Source organism: Actinomyces bowdenii (genome assembly GCF_017592395.1).
Taxonomy (GTDB): domain Bacteria; phylum Actinomycetota; class Actinomycetes; order Actinomycetales; family Actinomycetaceae; genus Actinomyces; species Actinomyces bowdenii.
The window spans coordinates 153062-173403 of sequence record NZ_JAGFOU010000001.1; the positions used below are offsets into that span (position 1 = coordinate 153062).

The window sequence follows — 20342 nt, forward strand, 5'->3', positions numbered from 1 at the left end:
AAGAACAGACTCCTCATCGGCATAGTTCCAGTCCTTCTCCCGGTCACACGCCCAATCGAGGCTTCTGAAACGCCGCGAGAGCTTCTCAGTGACCTCCTGGAGGCGCTGGCGAGGCCCGTCGTCTGTGAGAACCCGGACTCTTGCCCTCCCGGTCGGGACGTAGCGGTCATGGAGCCCGCCTCCTTCTGCTGAGCCGATCAGCACTACCGCACCCGGCCCCACCGACACGCATCCGCCGCCTCATGGACCCCACACCCCTGCGGCACACTGGGCCGGTGCCCCACGCGCCCCGACCCGACCTCGCCGAGCTCCTGACCTCCATCGGGGGCCGCGACGGGCGCCTGGTCCACCTGGAGCACGCCCCGGCCCGTCCGGGCCTCCAGGCCGACTGGCCCGCCTGGGCCGACCCCCGCCTCATCGCCGCCTACAAGCGCCAGCGCATCAAGCGCCCCTGGACCCACCAGGCCCGCGCCGCCCAGGCCCTCCACACCGGGCACCACACGGTCCTGGCCACCGGCACCGGCTCGGGCAAGTCCCTGGCCGCGTGGCTGCCGATCGTCTCCGACATCCTCGCCGCCCAGGACCGGGACGTGGCCCGATCCGTCGCCCCACAGCAGTCCTCCCCCGGTCCGCGAGCGCGCCCGACCGGCCCCGGGCTCGGCACCCACCGACCCACCACCCTCTACCTGGCACCCACCAAGGCCCTGGCAGCCGACCAGGATGCCGCGCTGTCCCGCCTGGTCGCCGAGCTGGAGGCGGTCCAGCGCGAGGCCGGTATCCCCGCGGGCTCCCTGCGCACGGTGCGCCCCGGCACCTGCGACGGGGACACTCCCCTGCCCGAGCGGGACTGGGCGCGCGCGCACGCCGATATCGTGCTGACCAACCCCGACTTCCTCCATTTCTCCCTGCTGCCGGGCCACGAGCGGTGGACCCGCCTGCTGCGCGGCCTGCGCTACGTGGTGGTCGATGAGTGCCACGCCTACCGGGGCGTGCTCGGCGCCCACGTCGCCCTGGTACTGCGCCGCCTCCTGCGCCTGGCCCGCCGCCTGCAGCGCGGCCCGGGCCCAACGGTGCTGTGCGCCTCCGCGACAGCAGCCGAGCCGGCCCTGACCGCGGCCCGTCTCATCGGCGTGGAGCCCGGGGCCGTCACCGCGGTCACTGAGGACGGCGCCCCCGCCGGGGAGCGGACCCTGGCCCTGTGGCAGCCCGCGCTGCGCGACCCCTGGCTGATCCAGGAGCCCTCCCCTGAGGGCGCCCCCGGGCCCAACCCCGAGGAGGATCCCTCGGCCCGCCGCTCGGCGGTCATCGAGGCCTCCGAGCTGCTCGTGGACATGCTGGCCGCAGGGGCGCGCAGCCTGGTCTTCGTGCGGTCCCGGCGCAGCGCCGAGGCGGTCGCCGAACACGCGCGCAGGGTGCTGGGGCGCTCCCTCCCCGAGCTGGCCGACACCGTGGCCGCCTACCGGGGCGGCTACCTGCCCGAGGAGCGCCGCGCCCTGGAGGCCTCGCTGCGCGCCGGGCGCCTGCGCGGCCTGGCCACCACCAATGCCCTGGAGATGGGCATCGACGTGGCCGGGCTGGACGCCGTGCTCATCGCGGGCTGGCCCGGCACGCGCGCCTCACTCAACCAGCAGGCGGGCCGGGCGGGGCGCGCCGGGGGCCGCGGCCTGGCCGTGCTCATCGCCTCGGACAACCCCCTGGACGCCTACCTGGTGCGCCATCCCGAGGCGGTCATGGCCGCCCCGGAGGCCACGGTCTTCGATCCCTCCAACCCCTATTTGCTGGCCCCGCACCTGTGCTCCGCTGCCTCCGAGTCGCCCCTGCGCCAGGAGGACCTGGCCCTGTTCGGCCTGCCGGACGACTCCCTGCTGGTCGAGCTGGAGCAGCGCGGCGCCCTGCGGCACCGCCCAAGCGGCTGGTTCTGGAACACCCACCTGCCCGGCCGCCCCCAGGACCTGACCTCCCTGCGCGGGGAGGGTCCGGGGCCGGTGGCGGTCGTCGAGGCCGGCACCGGCGCCGTCGTGGGCACGGTCGACGGGGCGGCGGCGGAGTCCACGGTCCACCCCGGCGCGGTCTACATCCACCAGGGGAGGGTCTTCGTCGTCGAGGAGCTGACCGAGGAGGCGGCCCTCGTGCGCGCTCGAGCCGCCGTGGACTACCGCACGCGGGCCCGCTCCCACTCCAGCGTGCGCATCCTGGCCGAGCGCCAGCACCAGGACTGGGGCGCGGGGGTGGGCTGGTCCTTCGGCTCGGTGGAGGTCACCAGTCAGGTCACGGGCTACACGCGCATGGCCCTGCCGGGGATGGAGGTGGTCTCCTCCCACACCCTGGACCTGCCCGAGCATGTCCTGCCCACCGCCGCCGTGTGGTGGACCATCCCCCTGGAGGCCTGCCGTGAGGCCGGCCTGGAGCCATCGGCACTGCCGGGGGCGCTGCACGCCGCCGAGCACGCCTCGATCGGCCTGCTGCCCCTCCTGGCCACCTGCGACCGGTGGGACCTTGGCGGGCTGTCCACCCAGACGCACCCCCAGACCGGCGAGCCCACCGTGTTCATCCACGACGGCCACGCCGGCGGTGCGGGCTTCGCCGAGCGGGGCTTCCGGGCGGGGCGGCAGTGGCTGGCGGCGACCCTGGCCGCCATTGAGGATTGCGGCTGCGCCTCGGGCTGCCCCGGCTGCGTGCAGTCCCCCAAATGCGGCAACAACAACGAGCCCCTGGACAAGGCCGGGGCGGCGGCCCTCCTGCGCCTCCTGCTGGCCGCCGCCCCCCGCGGAGCCGGGGCGCCGCCCCAGCCCGGGCAGAGCGGGGAGCCCGCTCAGTGACCACCCAGCGCCGTCGCCCCTGGTGCTGCACATCTTCAGCCCGGCCCGGGTCTCATCACTGGCGGGATTCTGCGGAAAGGGCGGGACCGGTGGGTGGATCGGGGCGTGAAGATGTGCAACGGGGGATGCGCGGCCGCGCCGGTCTGCTCCTTACCCCGGCCCCAGGCCGATCCACCGCAGAGGCCGGCCTGCTCCCACTGGAGGCCCCATCGCCCGCGGTGGTCGACAAGGCCGGTGCAGGGCTCAGCCGGTCGAGGCCGTGGTGGTCACCATAACGGCTGTCGTCGTCACTTCGATCACAGCGCAGAGCTCGCGCACGGTCGTTGGCAGGAGCCGCCCCCCGCAGGAGGAGCACTGCATGATGCCGCCCCGTTGCCCTCACACGACGTCATGCTGCTAGGTTCGCGCTCGTGCTCATACCACTGCTGCGCACCCATCTGCGCCCCTACACCGGCATCCTCCTGGGCGTCCTGGTCCTCCAGTTCACCCAGGTGATGGCCTCCCTCTACCTACCCACCCTCAATGCGGACATCATCGACAAGGGCGTGGCCACCGGGGACACCGCCTACATCTGGCGCACCGGCGGGCTCATGCTGGCGGTCAGCCTCGCCCAGGGCGTCTTCACCGTGCTGGCCACCTGGCTGGCGGCACGCGCCGCCATGGGCGTGGGCCGGGACCTGCGCGCCGAGGTCTTCGACCGGGTGAGCTCCTTCTCGGAGCGGGAGATCTCCGCCTTCGGCGCGGGCTCCCTCATCACCCGCAACACCAATGACGTCCAGCAGGTCCAGATGCTGGTGATGATGAGCTGCACCATGCTGGTGACCGCCCCGGTCATGGCCGTGGGCGGGATCATCATGGCGGTGACCCGGGCCCCCAGCCTGTCCTGGCTCATCGCCGTCTCGGTGCCCACGCTGCTGATCGCCGTGGGCCTCATCGTGCGCCGCATGGTGCCCCTGTTCCGCTCCTACCAGGACCGGCTCGACGCCATCAACCGGGTCCTGCGCGAGCAGCTGACCGGCATCCGCGTGGTGCGCGCCTTCGTGCGCGAGCAGGCCGAGGCCGAGCGCTTCGGGGGAGCCAACCACGGCATCGCCTGGGTGGGCGAGCGCGTGGGCCGCCTCTTCGTGCTGCTCTTCCCACTGGTGCTGCTCATCCTGGATGTCACGATCGTGGGGGTCATCTGGTTCGGCGGCCACCAGGTGGGCGACGGCACCGTGGAGGTGGGGGTGCTCATCGCCTTCATGACCTACCTCATGCAGATCCTCATGGGCATCCTCATGGCCAGCTTCATGACCATCCTCATCCCGCGCGCCTCGGTGTGCGCCGAGCGCATCAGCGAGGTCCTGGCCACCGACCCGTCCCTGACGGTGGCCGACCGGCCCGTCACCGATTTCCCCGACCCCGGGGCTGTGGAGCTGCGCGGGGTCTCCTTCTCCTACCCCGACGCCGAGGCGAGCGTCCTGGAGGACCTCAGCTTCACCATCCCGCGCGGCTCGACGACGGCGATCGTGGGCTCGACCGGCTCGGGCAAGTCCACGGTGGTCACCCTGCTGGCCCGGCTGCTCGACGCCACCGAGGGCCAGGTGCTCATCGGGGGCACCGACGTGCGCTCCGCAGAGCCCGAGGCCCTGTGGGCCCAGCTGGGCCTGGTGCCCCAGAAGCCCTTCCTCTTCGCCGGGACCGTGGCCTCCAACCTGCGCCTGGGGCGCGAGGAGGCCACCGATGCCGAGCTGTGGGCGGCCCTGGAGGTCGCCCAGGCCAAGGACTTCGTATCCGCCATGGACGCAGGCCTGGAGGCGCCCATCACCCAGGGCGGCACGAATGTCTCCGGGGGGCAGCGCCAGCGCCTGGCCATCGCCCGGGCCCTGGTGCGCCGGCCCGATATCCTCATCTTCGATGACTCCTTCTCGGCCCTGGACGTGGCCACTGACGCCCGCCTGCGCGCGGCCCTGGGGCCGGCCACCGAGGGAGTGACCAAGGTGGTGGTGGCCCAGCGCATCTCCACCATCACCCAGGCCGACCAGATCCTCGTCCTGGACGCCGGGCGCCTGGTGGGCCGCGGCACGCACAGCGAGCTGCTGGCCTCCTCCCCGGTCTACCGCGAGATCGTCACCTCCCAGCTCGGAGCGGAGGCCGCAGCATGAGCGCCGTCGAGAGGAAGAACCGCGACGGGGCCACCGGAGCACCCGCCGGGAAGCCGGGCCGGGGCGCTCCCCGGGACCCCGGCCTGAGCGAGGAGGACCTCAGGCTCGCCGCCGAGGCGCAGGCCGCCTCCGATGACTGGACCTCCGGCCCGCCCCCGGGGAGGGCCACCGCCTTCTGGCCCTCCTTCACCCGCATGGTGGGGCTCCTGGGCGCCTACCGGGGGACCCTGGCCGTCATCGCGGCGGCCTCCGTGCTCGGCGTCGTGCTGTCCGTGGCCGCCCCCAAGGTGCTGGGCAGCGCCACGAACCTCATCTTCGAGGGCGTCATCTCCTCCATGCTACCCGAGGGCACCACCAAGGAGCAGGCCGTCGAGGGCCTGCGGGCACGGGGCATGGACGACTTCGCCGCCATGCTCGAGGCCATGGAGCTCACCCCCGGGGCGGGCATCGACTTCACCCGCCTGGGCCAGACCCTCGGGCTCGTGCTGGCCCTCTACCTGGTCTCCGCCCTCCTGATGTGGCTCCAGGGATTCCTGCTCAACCGCATCACCATGAAGGCGGTCTACCGGCTGCGCACCGCCGTGGAGGACAAGATCCACCGCCTGCCGCTGAGCTACTTCGACCAGATGCAGCGCGGCGAGCTGCTCAGCCGGGTGACCAACGACGTCGACAACATCACCAACACCCTCCAGCAGTCCCTGTCCGGCGCGCTGACCTCCATCCTGACGGTGGTGGGCGTGCTGGGCATGATGTTCTCCATCTCCTGGAGGCTGGCGCTGGTGGCCCTCATCATCATCCCCTTGACCGGGATCGTCTTCGGGTTCATCGGCCCGCGCTCGCAGAGGGCCTTCACCCGCCAGTGGGCCCGCACCGGGCGGATCAACGCGCGCGTGGAGGAGTCCTTCTCCGGTCATGCCCTGGTGCGCGTCTACGGGCGTACCGCCTCGATGCGCGAGGCCTTCGCCCAGGAGAACGAGGAGCTCTACCGCGCGGCCCTGAGGGCCCAGTTCCTCTCGGGCATGATGATGCCGATCATGCTGGTCATCGGGAACCTGTCCTATGTGGCCATCGCCGTGGTCGGCGGGGCGATGGTGGCCTCGGGCTCCCTGCGCCTGGGGGATGTGCAGGCCTTCATCCAGTACTCCCAGCAGTTCTCCCAGCCCCTGGGCGAGCTGGGGGGCATGGCCACGGCCGTCCAGTCGGGCACCGCCAGCGCCGAGCGGGTCTTCGAGCTGCTCGACGCCGAGGAGGAGTCCCCCGACGAGCATCCCACCGATGAGCCGGCCGGGCAGTCCGCCGGGACTGCGACCGCCGGGCCCGGCGTCATCGAGCTGGAGCATGTGCGCTTCTCCTACTCCCCGGGCACCGAGCTCATCCGCGACCTGTCCCTGCGGGTGGAGCCGGGGCAGAGCGTGGCGATCGTGGGCCCCACCGGGGCGGGCAAGACCACCCTGGTCAACCTGCTCATGCGCTTCTACGAGATCGACGGCGGGCGCATCCTGCTCGATGGGCGGGACACGGCGCTCATGCCCCGCCAGGAGGTGCGCCGCCGCACCGGCATGGTGCTCCAGGACCCCTGGCTCTTCGAGGGCACGATCCGGGAGAACATCCGCTACGGGCGCCCGGGGGCCAGCGATGAGGAGGTCGAGGCCGCGGCGCGCGCCTGCTTCGTCGACCACATCATCCGGGCCCTGCCCCAGGCCTATGACACGGTCCTGGATGAGGATGCGGCGAACATCTCCGCCGGCGAGCGCCAGCTGCTGACCATCGCCCGGGCCTTCGTGGCCGACCCCGCCGTGCTCATCCTCGATGAGGCGACCAGCTCGGTGGACACCCGCACCGAGCTGCTGGTCCAGCAGGCGATGAACGCGCTGCGCCGGGGCCGCACGAGCTTCATCATCGCCCACCGCCTGTCCACCATCCGCGATGCCGACCTCATCCTGGTCATGGAGCACGGGGACATCGTGGAGCAGGGCAGCCATGCCGAGCTGCTGGAGCGCGACGGGGCCTACGCCCGCCTCCATGCCAGCCAGTTCGCTGAGGGCGCCGCGCCCGAGGGCTGAGGGGCGCCGGCCCCTCCCGGCGCGATCCTGCGGCCCGAGGCATCGGGGCGCCTTCCGCGAATGCGGCTGGCGGGAGGCGCCCCGCACGCCTGGTGCGCCCCGTCAGGGCAGGGGATTGACCGGGCCGGCCCGGGCACTGGCCCCCGCCTGCCGGGCCAGCCCCAGGATCCTGACCGGGACGACGACGTCGACGCTCACGTCCTCGCCGCTGATCCGGCAGGAGGTGAGGCGGGCGCCATTGGCCCGGGCGACGCGCTCAGCGGTGGCGCAGGGATCCCCCGGTGCGAGCACGGAGCTCAGCGCCGTGGCTCCCGCCAGGGCCGCGAGGTCGGCGGCCGAGCGCGCCCGCCCGGAGGCGCCCTGGGCCTGGATGAGGCCGATGGCGCCCAGGCCCAGGCTGAGCGCCACGGCGATGATGGCCAGGGCCATGACCGTGCCCGCGCCCGTCTCATCCCCGTCCGGGCGCCGGGTCAGGCACCGGATCGGGCGCCCCCGCGGCTGGACCGGGCGCTCGGCGCCCTGCCCTGCCGGATCCGGTCCGGCCGGGTCATTCGCGGCCAGGCGGGGATGGGGCGCGCGGGAGCGTGCCGCACTCATGGGGAGCTCGGCTCGGTGTAGGCGCAGGCCCGTGCCCGGGCGTGCAGGCCCAGGCCGCCCAGGGGCCCGGGCACGGGGCGTGAGACGCTCACGCAGGTCAGCTCCCCGGCCTCCACCCCCACGCTCACGGGCCCGGCGATCCGGCTGGCGGCGCCGGCGTAGTCCTGGTCGCCGATGGCGGCCTGGCGGGCGGCCGCCCGGGCGGCATCGGCCACCCGCAGCTGGGTCAGGCCCGCGCTGATGGCGGCCAGCACCAGCAGCAGGACGAGGACGACTGCGGGCAGGCAGACGGCGATCTCGGCGGTGACCATCCCCGCCTCGCCCGAGCCTCTGCGGGAACGGGCGGGACGGGGCCTGGCGGGCCCAGGGCGGGGGACTGCGCACCCGCCTGGTGCGGGGCGGCCGCACATCACACCGACAGCGCGGACTCGATGATGGACTGGAGCATGCCGGTCAGGCTGCCGGACCTGATGAGTGCCAGCAGCAGGCCCGCGAAGGCGGCCGCCGCCAGGGTGCCGATGGCGTACTCGGCTGTGGCCATGCCCTCCTCGGCCGACAGGTCCGTGCTGCGGCCCAGGATCATGCAGGTGCGCAGGGAGCGCAGGGTGTTCCTCATGGGGGTCTCCTCCCCGATCATGGGGCCCGCTGCTGCCGGGCCCCAGCGGGCGCCCTGCCCGCAGGCCCAGGCTCGCCCAGGCGGGTCCTCCCCGCTGAGCGGCCGCTCGGCCCTGTGGAGGAGCCCTGCAATCGGCCGCTTGTGGAGCACGGCGCTCCAACACGCCTTCGACCGCCCCGGCGACCGCCCGGCCGATGGCGCCGTCGGCCGCCCTATCGATCCGCCGTCAGCCCTCCCCGGCTGCGGGCCTCAGCGCCGGCCCACCGCGCCTTCCCGGCAGGCCGGGCCATCAGATCGCCGGCCCTGGCCCGCCATCCCGGGGCACTGCGCCTCCCCCGGGCACAGGCTCAGCCCAACCGGCCCAGCCGCTCCGTGGGCCCGTGATGCGGCGCCACCATCGCGGGCAGCATGCCGGCGCAGTGGTGGCGGCTGCTCAGACGATGCCCAGGGGCTCCCCGGGGGTGAAGCCGGGGAAGACCTCGGCCATGGAGGCCCCGTTGCCCAGCTTGGTCGAGACGATCTCCGAGAGCGCCTGGCGGTAGTCCAGGGTGATGGGCACGTCCCCCAGGGACAGGTTGGCCTCCTCCAGGCTCGGCACCGTGCCCAGCACGCGCCCGCCCTTGACCCCGCCGCCCATGACGAACATGGTGTTGCCCTGCCCGTGGTCCAGGCCCCCGCTGCCGTTCTCGGCCACGCGCCGCCCGAACTCGCTCATCGTCACCACCGTGGTCCGCGCCCAGTGCTCCCCCAGGTCCTCGCGGAAGGCCGCCAGGCCCTCGGCGAAGTCCCGCGCCCGGCGGGAGAACCAGGCCTGCTCATCGGCGGCCGTGCCCAGGGAGGCGTGCATGTCCCACTCGCCGATGTCGATGCAGGCCACCTCGATGCCCACATTGGCCTTGGCGAGCTTGGCGATCTCGGCCAGGCCCCTGCCCCAGGTGGAGTCGGGGTATCCGCCGGGGGCCTGGGAGGGCTGGGCGGCGCGCAGGTCGCGCAGGGTGGAGGCGGCGGCGAAGGTCGCCGCCGCGGTCTCCTGCGCCTGGCCCCCGGCGCCGCCGTACATCTCCTCCAGGGCCGAGGAGACCCGCGACTTGACCTTCTCAGCGCTCCAGGCCTCCAGCTCGAAGGAGTCGATGCGGGAGACCGCCAGGGTGTCCAGGGCGTTGGTGGTCAGGGAGAAGACCGTGGAGGTCCCGATGCTCACGCCGCGGAAAGTGCCGGTCTGCGAGGAGGCGGTCTGCAGGTGGCGCCCCAGCCACCCGCTGCGCACCGAGGCGGGGGCGGCCCGCTCCACGGTGACCTGGTCCTGGAAGTGGGAGCGGGAGACATCCGGGGAGCCCGATCCCTGGATGATAGCCATCTGGCCGGCATCCCACAGGGGCTTGAGCGCCTTCATATGCGTGTTCAGGCCCCAGGTGGAGTCCAGGCCCAGGGTCTGCTCGGGCCGCACCGCGATGGAGGGGCGCGCCGCGTAGTAGGCGGGGTCGCCCACAGGCACCACGGCCGAGAGCCCGTCGAAGCCGCCGCGCATGAACACGCACACGAGCAGCTCCTGGGGGCCGGTCGAGCCGGTGGAGGGGGCGGCGAAGGAGTAGCGGGGCATCGCCGTCGTGGTCAGCAGGGCCCCGAAGCCCGCCGCTGCACCGGCCAGGATGTGGCGGCGCTTGACATTGCGGGGCCCGCCCTCGACGTGCTCGACCTCGGTGAGCTCGGGCAGGCCGTGCTTCTCGGTGATGTAGCCGTCGGCCTGGCAGCCGGTCATATGGCGGGTGACGCCGTCGACCTCCACCAGGAGCGCGTCCTGCGACTCATCGTGGTGGTGCATGGGGGTGACGATGTCCTCGCGCATGAGGGCCGAGCCCTGCGTGAAGCGCGTCTTGCGTGAACGATCCATCGGTGGTCCTTAGTGGTCAGCGGAGGAAGCCGTAGGGGCTGGCGAAGCACAGGCGGACCGCCTGCTCGGCGTTGTCGATGAGGGCGGCCTCGGCCACGGTCCACTCCTCGATGCCGCCGGAGTCGGGGACGCCGGCGAGCAGGGCCGCCACGGGCTCCAGGTGGTTGTCGGGCCAGGCGTAGCCGGTCAGGTGCCAGGCGATGCGCGCGGCGGTGTCCTTGGCCCTGGCGCCGGGGGTGATCTGGAGGACCCGGGACCAGTCGGTGCGACCGGACTCCTCCACGTCCCCGCGCACGGCGGTCTGGGTGGCGTTCCACAGGTTCATCAGGAGGCTGGAGGACATCCAGTGCTCCGCGGTGTCCGGGTAGCCGTCGACGGTGGCATGCATGCGGGGCTCGTGGCCGGCGTTGACCAGCAGCCAGCCGTAGAGGCCCAGGTTGCCCGCATCATCGCCGTCCACGCGCCCGCGGGGGTTGATGGCCTCCACGTGGGCGGCGCGGGCGATGGTCATGAGCAGCTCCATGGGGCGGCGCCACTTCTTGCCCACGGACTCGGCGAACTCGGGGTGGGTCAGGGCGGCGCGCACTGCCGGGGCGATCCGGGTGTCGTTGTCCAGGTAGGCCTTGGCGATGTGGTCGACGACGGCCTGGCTGGGCTCGTCGGCGATGAAGCGCCGGGCGATGCGCAGGGCCAGGCGCTTGGCGGTCTCCTCGCGGGCGCACAGGTGCTCCACGTACCGCTTGAGCAGGTCCGGGCCGGCGGCCGGGTCGGCATTGGGATCCTCGAAGCCCAGGACCCTCACCGCCCCGGTGGCATGCTGCTCAGGCCGGTAGACGTAGGAGTAGGGGGCGGCATTGGAGGCGCCGAGGTCCTCCCAGGTCATGCCGTGCCCGGTGAGCACGATGGTGGAGCTCTTGACATCCTCCTCGGTGTAGGCGTCGCGCCCCACCGTGTAGAGCTCGAGGAGCTCGCGTCCCAGGTTCTCATTGGGGCTGTCCTTGGTGGAGGCGGCGTTGTCGAGCTCCAGCAGGAGGGCCGGGTGGGTCAGGGCGGCCAGGAGGAGGTCGGCGTAGCGGCCCAGGCAGCGGGTGCGCAGGATCTGGTCGAACTCGGTGATGAAGGACTGGGCCTTATTGCGCATGGGCACGTAGACGTGGTCGCCGATGAGCTCGACGACGGACTCCTGGAGCACCCGGTTGCCGAAGCGCAGGCGGGTGAGCACCGCCAGGGTGGCGGCGTTGGAGCCCTTGTGGATCTCCCCGCCGGTGGGGCCCACGAGCTCGGCGGTCGTGAGATTGGCCCACGGGAAGTAGGCGCTGATGTAGCCCTCCGCCCGGGAGTCCTCGATCCCCTCGGGGGCCAGCTGGGCATCGATCCAGGCCTCGGCCCCCATGGACTCGATCTGGGCGGCGATCTCCGCGGTGGCCGAGCAGGCGGCGGCCCGCCGGGCCAGGTGCCAGGCCGGTGAGGTGCGCAGGGTGATCTGCGGGGCGAGCTCGGTGCTCCTGTCGATACTGGCCGACGGCGGTGTCCTGCCGTAGACGTCCGGCTGGCCGGAGGCCCCGGGCTGCTGGGAGCCGTCCGCGCCGGCGCCCCCCTCGCCAGCACCGCCGTCACCAGCGCCCCCCTGATCGGCACTGCCGCCGCCGGCACCGTCCTGGCCGGTGCCGCCCTGGGGCGCGCCGCCGTCGGGCCGGCCGCCCCCGGAGGACTGCTCCGCCGACTGCTGGGCCACGGAGTCTGCGGCCTGCTGCTTGCCGGAGAAGGGGTCGGGATCCATGTCGGAGGGGTCGTCCTCGGCGGCCCCCGCCTTGGGCTGGCTGAGGCTGCCGGTCACCGTTCCGCTGCCGGGGGTCGGAGCCGCCCCCGGCGACGGCGCGGCGCCCCCGGCCCCGGGGCCGCCGGTGGGCCCTGCGGAACCGGTCGAGCCGCCCGATCCCGCCGAGCCGCTGCCGCCGGCGCCCTGGGTGGAGCCGGCGCCGGAGCCCCCGGAGATGGTGCAGCCAGCGGCTCCCAGCATTCCCAGGCCGACCGCCCACAGGGCGGCGCGCCGCGAGCCGGGGGAGGGGGCGCGGCGAGCATCCCGGGCGGTCTCGGCGGCCGGGGAGGGGTGCGGCACTGGGCCCTCGGGGCCCGCCGGGCGCTGCGGCGCACGACCGGCGCTCGGGTCATGACCGGTCAGGGGGTCCGGGTCGAGTTCAGGCATGGCAGTCTCTCAGATATCTCAGAGAAGACGGGTCTTCTCCTGTGGTTTTTCACTGCCTTCGACCCTACTGTAACGAAATCACCACAGCATGTGCTCAGGATTTAGTCAGCGATCTTGGATTGTCCGATGACGCCGCAGGAAGGCCCCGATGTCACGCTTTCTCGCAGGTCCTACAACGAGGAAAATGTGATCTTGTTCGCTTCGTCAAGAGCGTTGTCATGGCGCGGCCCTGGGCCTGCCGGTGGCGCGGGTCGAGCTCCACGCTCAGGACCTGCTCGGTCCTGGCGGGCAGCTCGGCGGCCACCTGCTCCTCGGCGCGCCGCAGCAGGAAGGGCCGCATCCGGCTCCGCAGGCGGGCCAGGGCCGACAGCCTCCCAGGGGAGTGCCGCTAGAGCGCCTCCTGACTCCCCCCGGCGTCGTCGGCCAGGGCGAGCGCCCGGTTGAGGGCCTCCCAGACGCGCGGGGTCAGGCGGTGCTGCGTGGTGCTCAGGTGCGTGAGCACCTGGCGGAAGAGGTCCTCGCGCGAGGTCCAGGCGCTGGAGGAGACGCGCACGGCCTCGATGGCCCCGGCCAGCTCGCGCGGGTGGATCTCCTCGATGCCCACGTAGTCCATGGCCCGGCGCCGGTAGGGCGGGGCGGTGTGCACCTGGTCCCTGCGCAGCCACACGAAATCGTGCTCGTCGATATGGGCGAAGGCCTCCCCCAGGATCCGGCGCACGGAGTCCTCGCGCGAGGCGGGGACCTGGGACAGGCCGAAGGCCCGGCACACCTGGACCACGAGGCGGTGGCGGCTCAGGGGCGCCTCGACCTCGCAGATCCTGCGGGCCAGGCGCCGCACCTCATTGCGGGAGGCCGAGTCCGCCTCGGCCTCGTCCAGCACCGACTGGGGCCGGACCTGATCGGGCACCCACTCGCGGTACTCGGGGATCGCCTGGCGCCCCGGGGCACCGGGGGCCGTGCCGTCGGGCGTCCCCTGGCCCGTCGCGGCACCCTGGGCCGGTGCCTCCTGGGCGGCCTCGGCGCGGCTGAGCCCGCAGGCCTCGACCAGGCGGGTGATGACGGCCTCCTTGTCGGCGGCCCACTGCGGGGCCCAGACGCGCTCGACCCGGGGCCAGCCCATGGCGCCGAGGACATCGGCCGGCATGATGTCGCGATCGGCGGCGGTCTCGCGCCGGTTCCACTGCCTGCCGTCGAGCATGACGGCGACCCTCGGCTCCTCGGGCCGGCCGGCCGGCGCCAGCACGAGGTCGACCGTGAAGCTCGACTGGCCCACTGCCTCGCGGACGTCCAGGCCGGCGGCGCGCAGCTGCTCGGCGATGGCGTGGCGGTACCAGTCAGGGGCCGGGCCCGCCGGGGCCAGGGCCGCCGGGGCGCCGGCCTCCCGGGCCTGCTCCAGGTAGTCGCGCAGGTCCTTGACGCCCTGGTGGCTGGAGCGGTCGGCCCGGAGCTGCTCGGGGTCGAAGCTGGAGAAGACGATGATCTGCCTGCGGGCGCGGGTGATGGCCACATTGAGCCGCCGCTGGCCGCCCTCGCAGCTCAGGGGCCCGAAGGTCAGGGGCAGGTCGCCCCGGGAGTTGGGGGAGAAGGTCACCGAGAACAGGATGGTGTCGCGCTCCTCGCCCTGGACGTTCTCCAGGTTCTTGATCAGCAGGCCGTCGTCCTCCTCCAGGGCTGCCTGGATGCGCGGGGATCCCGTGTCCCGCAGCAGCTCCTCGATGAGATCGCGCTGCTTGTCGTTGAAGGTGATGACGCCCAGGGAGGGGGTGGCGTGGGGGGAGGCCTCGAAGTGGCGCAGGACCTCGGCCACCACCTGCTCGGCCTCATGGGGGTTGGTCCGAGGCCGGGCCTTGCCGCGGCCCTGGGCATCGGCGGGCCGGAAGTAGTGGCCCTGGACGCGGCGCAGGATGATGCCGTGCCCTCCCGGGGAGTCATCAGGGCCGGCGGCCATGGCCAGCGGGCTGGGGAAGGATCGCAGTGCGCCGTCGTAGTAGCGCTGGTTGGAGAAGGTGATGAGCGACTCCACCCGGCTGCGGTAGTGCCAGGGCAGGCGGTAGTGGCGCATCCGCGCGCTCAGGCACTGGGTGAGGATGGAGGCCTCCTCCTGGGTCTCCACGCCGACGAGGTCGTCATGGGTGACGGCCTGGATGCCCAGGGAAGCGGCGATGCTCGTGGGCGGCATCTGCTTGGGGTCCCCGGCGATGACCACGGAGCGGCCGCGGCCGATGGCGCCCACCGCATCGGGCACGGGGATCTGGGAGGCCTCATCGAAGATGACGATGTCGACGTACCTGCGCCCGGCGGGGAAGAAGCGGGCCACCGAGTCGGGGGAGACCAGGATGCAGGGCGTGATGGCGGTGATGAGGTCGGGGTAGCTCGTCAGCATCTGGCGGATGCTCATGGAGCCCTTGCGGCGGCTGATCTCCCGGTGCAGGGCCAGGGTCCGCTCGGTGTCCCGGGTCAGGACCTGGTCGCGGTGGGACAGCACTGCGCACAGCAGCTCGGCGGGCAGCAGCTGGCGCAGCCGCGCCACCGCCCGGCGGTAGTCCTCCACCAGCTGGTCGTGGCGCGCGGCGTCGAAGGGCTCGCCCGGCTCCCCCGGCTCGCCGGCGGTGACAGCCGCCTCGTAATCCTCGTAGCGGGAGCGCCCGGAGTCGGCGGGCCCGTGGAGGCCGCGGCGGTAGTCCTCCAGCCGGGCGCGCAGCTCGCGCACCGTGCGGCGCCGCTCCTCCAGGTCGCCCAGGTCGATGCTCTCGGTCCGCAACTCCAGGGCCCGGCGCAGGGACTGGCTCATCTGGGCCGGCTTCATGCCGTTGTCATGGAGGTTGAGCAGGAGGTCGCCGATGCCGGCCTCGGAGCGCAGGCGGCGGGCGACGACGTCGAGGGCGGTCTGCTTCCCGGCGACGAACATGACGGTGCGGCCGGTGGCCAGGGCCCGGAAGATGAGGTTGGCGACCGTCTGGGACTTGCCGGTGCCGGGCGGCCCCTCGACGACGAGGCTGCGCCCGGCCACGGCGTCGGCCACGACCCGGGCCTGGGTGGCGTCGGCCGTCAGCGGCAGGTTCTCCACCACCTCGTCGATGCCGGCCGGCTCGGGGCCCTCGGGATCCTCGGCGCCGTCGGGCTGCACGGGGTCGATGAAGGGCCGGCCGGCGGGGTCGGGGATCTCGATGAGGTAGCGCACCAGGGGGTTGTCGGCGATGGGCCGCCAGGAGTCCTCCAGGTCCTTCCACATGCGGTAGGTGGAGAACTGGAAGAGGCCGAGGTGGACGGTGGGGGAGACCTCCTCGGGCCGGCCCGCCTGGGACAGGCGCTGGCGGATCTCCTCCAGGGCCGCCAGGAAGTCCTCCTCGCGCTCGGGGCGCAGCCGCTCGACCGGTTCGGACAGGTCGATGCCGGTGTCGGCGGCGAAGCGGGCCAGGAAGGAGTGGTTGGGGGTGGACTCCCCCGCCTCGTCCAGGACCAGGCCGTAGTGCTCGCCGGAGGGGTGGAGGGTCACGGGGATGAGGACCAGGGGGGACAGGGCCCGGCGCCCGCCGATCTGCCACTCCATGGTCCCGAAGGCCAGGTAGAGGTTGTTGGCCCCGGTGTCCTCCACGATGACGCGGGCCTTGGTGGCCAGGGCGCGCAGGCGGGAGCCGTAGTCCTCGGCGCTGAGGTCGACCTCGACGGCGCGCTCCTGGGCCAGCAGTCGGGCGGCCCGCTCCTGGGGATCCTCGCCCCCTGCCTCCCGCCCGGCGTCCGGGCGCAGGACCACCAGGTCCTTGGCGAGCACCATCCGCTCGATGCCGCTGATGAGGCCGGGGGGCAGTGCCAGGGGGATGGCCTGCTGCCGGCTGCGGTCGATGAGGGGGTTGTGGGCAGTGAGGTCCAGGAGGCGCTGCTTCCACTCGCGCACGAGCGCGGGGACCTCCTGGTCGGCGCCACCGGCCTGGGCGGCGGGCGGTTGGGCGGCGGGCGGAGCCTCGGCCGCCGGGGCCAGAGGCCCGGCCAGGGCCTCGGGACCAGTCTCGTGGACGACGCCGTCCGCGTCGCGCTCCAGGAGGGGCTGGGGGGCGGCGCCCTGGGCGCGGGCCTGCCCGAGCCACAGGACCAGGGCCGCGTCCCCCAGGGCGGAGGCGGTCTGGAGGCGGGCGGCCTCGGGCAGGAGGTGGAGGACGGGCCGCTCCGAGGACATCACCAGGCCGGGGTCGACGATGCCCAGCAGGTCCTGGGCCACCAGATCGGCGATCGCCTCGGGGTCCTGGGGCGGGGCCTCGGGCGCCGGCCCGCCCCGCCAGTAGCCGACCAGGGCGCAGCCGGGGGTGAGCAGGAGGAGCGCCGGGATCTCCAGGCGCTCCAGGAGCCCGGCCAGTGCGATGGCGAGGTCCAGGGTGGTGCCCCGGCGGGTGTCCATGAGGGCCTCGGCGGAGCGGATCGACTGGGGAGCGCCGGCCCAGGGCCCCTCAGGGGCGTGGATGCCCAGGCCCTGGATGCGCAGGGCGGCGCAGGCGGCGCCGACCAGGGCGTCTGCCGGTGCGGGGCCCCAGGCCCCGGCCTCGGGGGCCTCGGGGCGGTCCTGGCGGCGCGCCGCGGCCTCCAGCGCCGCGAGCGCGGGCTGGGCGGGCTGGACGAAGGTGGCCAGGGAGGCCCCGGACCACTGCGCCGGGCCCGCCAGGGTCCACTGCCTCACGGGCAGGACGGTGGGGCCGGGCAGGGTGCGCACCTGGGTGGCGCCGTCGGGCAGGCGCAGCTCGACGCGGATGTGGGAGGGGCAGGGCTGGGAGATGTGGAGCAGCCGGTCGCGCTGGAGGGGCAGGTCGATGGTGGCGCTCAGCTCCTGGGAGCCGTCCTCCCACTGCCACTGCGGCGCCGGGTCGAGCCCGGTGGGACCCGCGACCTCGTTGCCCTCGCCCTCCTCGATGATGCTCACGGTGATGGTGGGGGCGGCTCCCTGGGGCTCGGGATCCTCGTCCAGGAGGCTGTGGAGGGTCAGGCGGAGGCGGACGCGGGGCACGAGGCGGGCCACGGCGTGGGCGTAGCTGATGACGGGTGCGGTCTCGGCCCGGGCGATGATGATGGGACTGCTGCCGCTGCCAGCCCCGGGGCCCGCCTGCGCGCGGGTCTCCGGGGCGGAGGCCGGATCGGGGCCCGGGCCCTGCTGGCCGTCGTCGATGGCGGCGATGAGGGTGCGCAGCTCGGCCACGCCGTCGTCCGCGCCGATGCGCCGCAGCACCTCGCCGACGGCGACCAGGGCGGCCAGGGCGGCCTCGGGGTCGAAGGACCGGCCGTGGGCGGCGGCGTCGTGGAGGCGGCGGACCTCCTGCAGCCCGCTGCCCAGGCCCGGGGGCAGCGGGAGCAGGTAGTGACCGTCGTCATCGCGGGCAGTGAGGACGCGGATCTGGGTGGTCACGTCTCCGATGTCCACATGGGGGGAGGTGATGTGGACGGCCTCGATGAGGCGGCGCTGCTCCTGGGGCGCCAGGCCCCTGACGGTGGAACGGACGTAGGGCTCCAGGTGGGCCGGCAGGATGCTCAGGGCAGCCCGGATCACCAGGTCGCGGTTGTCTCGTCTCATAGGTTTTTCTTCACTCGCTGAGGTCCTGCACCAAGCTGCCGAACGTAGGGCCTCCCGGCCGTGCCGGGTCTCTGCGCGAGATTACCCTGAGGTATCGCACCGCGCTCTATTCCGGGCCCTCGACCTCCGCCGGGCTCGAACCGCGGCATCCCCGGCCTCCCCGGGCCAGCAGGAGCAGGGCCCTATCGGCCTGCCCGAGCAGGTCCTCGGGCGGCCGGGCCGCGGCGCCCGCCGTCGGCGGTGCCTCCCCCGCCATCGGTGGGGACCGGGCCACGTCGCCGGGGTTATCTGCAGATTGCCGGGGTTGTCTGCAAACCGCAGGTCCTGTCAGTGCTCCGCACCCCTGGGACCCCTCCGCTCTGCTGACTTCCCCGGCAATCTGCAGACAACCCGGGAATCCCCGCCCTCCTCCCCACCACCCGCCAGCCAGGACTCGCCCAGGAGTGGCCGCCACGCTCAGGGACGCCGGCGGGTAGCCCAGACCAGCAGGGGCTCGGCCCGGGCCTCACCCCCGCATAGGCGCGATCGACTCGTCGGCCGCCTCGCCCCATCTGGAAGCGGTGGCGTCAGGACAGTCGATCGATGGGGCGCTCGCCGATCTCCACCTGCGGGCGGAGCAGATAACCGTCGGGATCCATCACCACCAGCTGCCGCACCCCGATGAGCCTGTCACCCGCGGCATACCATCGCTGCTCGGGATCGACGACACAGGCCCAGCCAGCCTCCTCAAGGCGCTTGCTGATGGCATCGAGGTCTGGCACCTGGATCTCGAGGTTGATGCCCCGCCCCAGGGGCGGCTCCAACTCAGCCGTCTGCCACGTGCGGCCGCACGAGATCTGGTCGAGCATCACGTGTGAACGCCCCAGGGTGACATACGCGAAGCGCTCCTGCGGACGGGCGTACCTCACCGAGAAGCCAATGAGACCGCACCAGAAGTCCAGGGAGGCGTCCAGGTCACGAACGGCCAACTCAGGGACCAGGTCCGGCTGATGCCTCATTGCCCCACCTAAGCGCGCTCACCAGCGGCCCGTCAAGCGGCCCGCACGCGGCGCCGCGGCCCGGCTGCTGGCGGTGGTCTTGCGGCGAGCACCGATGACGGGGCCTTCCCGCACTTACGAAACTATTTGACTTCGTTTCTGCGGCCGGCGAGGCTGCCGCCATGCCCTCCCCCTCAGAGCCCGCCGCCCCGGCCTCCGCTGCGACCAGCCCAGCCAGCACGGGCAACCGGCCCGCGCCGGCCCCCACGGGCCCCGGGTACGGCACTCCCCTGCTGACCCACGGCGGCATCGACCTGCGCGGCATCCCCGTGGATGCCTCCGCCCCGGTCATGGTCACCGGGGCCAGCGGCTACCTGGGCAGCTGGGTGGTCAGGGGCCTGCTGGAGGTGGGGGTGAGCGTGCATGCGGCGGTGCGCGATCCGCAGGACGCCGCGAGGACGGCCCACCTGCGGGCCGCCGAGGAGCGCGGCCCGGGGCGCCTGCGGCTCTTCACCGCAGACCTGCTCCAGGAGGGCTCCTACGGCGAGGCGATGGAGGGCTGCGCCGTCGTCATCCACACCGCCTCGCCCTTCATCCGCTCCGTGGCCGACCCCCATCGCGACCTCATCGCCCCGGCCCTGGAGGGCACGCGCAATGTGCTGGCGGCCGTGGATGGCACGCCCTCGGTGCGGCGGGTGGTGCTCACCAGCTCGATCGCGGCCATGTACGGGGATGCCGCGGACCTGGAGCACTACCCGGGCCGGATCGTGGGCGAGGGGTCGTGGAACACCACCTCCTCCCCGGAGCACGAGCCCTACGCCTACTCCAAGACGGTGGCGGAGGAGGAGGCCTGGCGGATCGCCGGGGCCCAGGAGCGCTGGCAGCTGGTGACGATCCACCCCTCCCTCATCCTGGGGCCCGCGCTCAATGCGGCCCCGACCTCGGAGAGCTTCTCCATCGTGGGGCGCATCCTCGCGGGGGAGCTGCGCGCGGGAGCCCCGGATATCGGCATCAGCGCCGTGGATGTGCGGGAGGTGGCGCAGGCGCATATCGCGGCGGCCTTCCTGCCCCGGGCCCATGGGAGGTACATCGTCTCGGCGCAGGACACGGACCTCCTGGGGCTGGCCCACTGCCTGCGGCCGCGCTTCGGCCGCGGCCTGCGCCTGCCCCGCCACTGCGCCCCTCGCGGCCTCGTGCTGGCCCTGGCGCCCCGGCTCGGACTGACCCGCCAGTACGTGCGGCGCAATGTCGGATATGCGCTGAGGGTGGACGCCTCCCGCAGCCGCCGGGAGCTGGGGATCCGCTACCGCCCGGTGCAGGAGTCGGTGGAGGCGATGGCCGTCCAGATACTGGCCCACGCCTCCCGCCGCCGGGGTGCGGGCCACCGCTCCTGAGGCCCAGCGCCCTGCCGGCCGACCCCGCCCCCTGCTCCTTGGGCCCGGAGGGCTCCGACCTCCATCGGAAACGGCCCTGCC

General features: G+C 73.5%; 12 protein-coding genes. 4 read left to right on the forward strand and 8 right to left on the reverse strand.

Annotated features, from left to right (window positions below; translation table 11 throughout):
* The first annotated feature begins 275 nt into the window (after positions 1-275).
* From J5X07_RS00665 to J5X07_RS00675, 3 genes are all read left to right on the forward strand, one after another.
* Positions 276-2819: a DEAD/DEAH box helicase gene (locus J5X07_RS00665; RefSeq protein WP_341769355.1), complete on the forward strand. Its 2544-nt coding sequence runs from the start codon at positions 276-278 to the stop codon at positions 2817-2819.
* A gap of 410 nt (positions 2820-3229) precedes the next feature.
* Positions 3230-4963, forward strand: coding sequence for an ABC transporter ATP-binding protein (locus J5X07_RS00670; RefSeq protein ID WP_208478334.1), 1734 nt, complete (start codon positions 3230-3232; stop codon positions 4961-4963).
* Positions 4960-7026 carry an ABC transporter ATP-binding protein gene (locus tag J5X07_RS00675; protein ID WP_208478335.1) on the forward strand — a complete coding sequence of 689 codons (2067 nt, stop codon included), beginning with the start codon at positions 4960-4962 and terminating at the stop codon, positions 7024-7026. Before J5X07_RS00670 ends, J5X07_RS00675 begins: the two co-directional genes overlap by 4 nt.
* A 102-nt stretch (positions 7027-7128) precedes the next feature.
* Here the strand turns inward: J5X07_RS00675 and J5X07_RS00680 are convergent, their stop codons facing one another.
* The 8 genes from J5X07_RS00680 to J5X07_RS00715 all read right to left on the reverse strand — a co-directional run bounded on the left by J5X07_RS00680 (position 7129) and on the right by J5X07_RS00715 (position 18888).
* A complete protein-coding gene (locus tag J5X07_RS00680; protein WP_208478336.1) occupies positions 7129-7623 on the reverse strand; it encodes an Rv3654c family TadE-like protein in 495 nt (164 codons plus the stop codon).
* Positions 7620-7934, reverse strand: a complete 315-nt coding sequence (locus J5X07_RS00685; RefSeq protein WP_124934195.1) for a TadE family type IV pilus minor pilin — start codon at positions 7932-7934, stop codon at positions 7620-7622. The genes J5X07_RS00680 and J5X07_RS00685 overlap by 4 nt, the downstream gene beginning before the upstream one ends.
* Positions 7935-8032: 98 nt before the next feature.
* Positions 8033-8206, reverse strand: a complete 174-nt coding sequence (locus J5X07_RS00690) for a DUF4244 domain-containing protein (RefSeq protein ID WP_243896225.1) — start codon at positions 8204-8206, stop codon at positions 8033-8035.
* Between the two features lie 466 nt (positions 8207-8672).
* Positions 8673-10130 carry a DUF1501 domain-containing protein gene (locus J5X07_RS00695; RefSeq protein ID WP_208478337.1) on the reverse strand — a complete coding sequence of 486 codons (1458 nt, stop codon included), beginning with the start codon at positions 10128-10130 and terminating at the stop codon, positions 8673-8675.
* A 16-nt stretch (positions 10131-10146) separates the two neighbouring features.
* Positions 10147-12336 (reverse strand): DUF1800 family protein, encoded by a 2190-nt coding sequence (locus J5X07_RS00700; protein WP_243896154.1) that lies wholly within the window; start codon positions 12334-12336, stop codon positions 10147-10149.
* Between the two features lie 151 nt (positions 12337-12487).
* Entirely contained in the window at positions 12488-12706 is a 219-nt protein-coding gene (locus J5X07_RS00705) for an SNF2-related protein (protein ID WP_341769360.1), read from the reverse strand.
* An 18-nt stretch (positions 12707-12724) separates the two neighbouring features.
* Entirely contained in the window at positions 12725-17890 is a 5166-nt protein-coding gene (locus J5X07_RS00710; RefSeq protein ID WP_243896156.1) for a DUF4011 domain-containing protein, read from the reverse strand.
* Between the two features lie 566 nt (positions 17891-18456).
* Positions 18457-18888 (reverse strand): bleomycin resistance protein, encoded by a 432-nt coding sequence (locus J5X07_RS00715; protein ID WP_208478338.1) that lies wholly within the window; start codon positions 18886-18888, stop codon positions 18457-18459.
* A 161-nt stretch (positions 18889-19049) separates the two neighbouring features.
* Here J5X07_RS00715 and J5X07_RS00720 point away from each other — a divergent pair, with 161 nt between their 5' ends.
* Positions 19050-20261, forward strand: a complete 1212-nt coding sequence (locus J5X07_RS00720) for an NAD-dependent epimerase/dehydratase family protein (RefSeq protein ID WP_208478339.1) — start codon at positions 19050-19052, stop codon at positions 20259-20261.
* Positions 20262-20342 lie beyond the last annotated feature (81 nt).

What these genes read in the sequence shown, in the direction of transcription:
- J5X07_RS00675 (WP_208478335.1), top strand. Translation starts at nt 4,960, where the DNA reads ATGAGCGCCGTCGAGAGGAAGAACCGCGACGGGGCCACCGGAGCACCC.
- J5X07_RS00690 (WP_243896225.1), bottom strand. Translation starts at nt 8,206, where the DNA reads ATGATCCTGGGCCGCAGCACGGACCTGTCGGCCGAGGAGGGCATGGCC.
- J5X07_RS00685 (WP_124934195.1), bottom strand. Translation starts at nt 7,934, where the DNA reads ATGGTCACCGCCGAGATCGCCGTCTGCCTGCCCGCAGTCGTCCTCGTC.
- J5X07_RS00680 (WP_208478336.1), bottom strand. Translation starts at nt 7,623, where the DNA reads ATGAGTGCGGCACGCTCCCGCGCGCCCCATCCCCGCCTGGCCGCGAAT.
- J5X07_RS00700 (WP_243896154.1), bottom strand. Translation starts at nt 12,336, where the DNA reads ATGCCTGAACTCGACCCGGACCCCCTGACCGGTCATGACCCGAGCGCC.
- J5X07_RS00710 (WP_243896156.1), bottom strand. Translation starts at nt 17,890, where the DNA reads ATGAGACGAGACAACCGCGACCTGGTGATCCGGGCTGCCCTGAGCATC.
- J5X07_RS00715 (WP_208478338.1), bottom strand. Translation starts at nt 18,888, where the DNA reads ATGAGGCATCAGCCGGACCTGGTCCCTGAGTTGGCCGTTCGTGACCTG.
- J5X07_RS00720 (WP_208478339.1), top strand. Translation starts at nt 19,050, where the DNA reads ATGCCCTCCCCCTCAGAGCCCGCCGCCCCGGCCTCCGCTGCGACCAGC.
- J5X07_RS00695 (WP_208478337.1), bottom strand. Translation starts at nt 10,130, where the DNA reads ATGGATCGTTCACGCAAGACGCGCTTCACGCAGGGCTCGGCCCTCATG.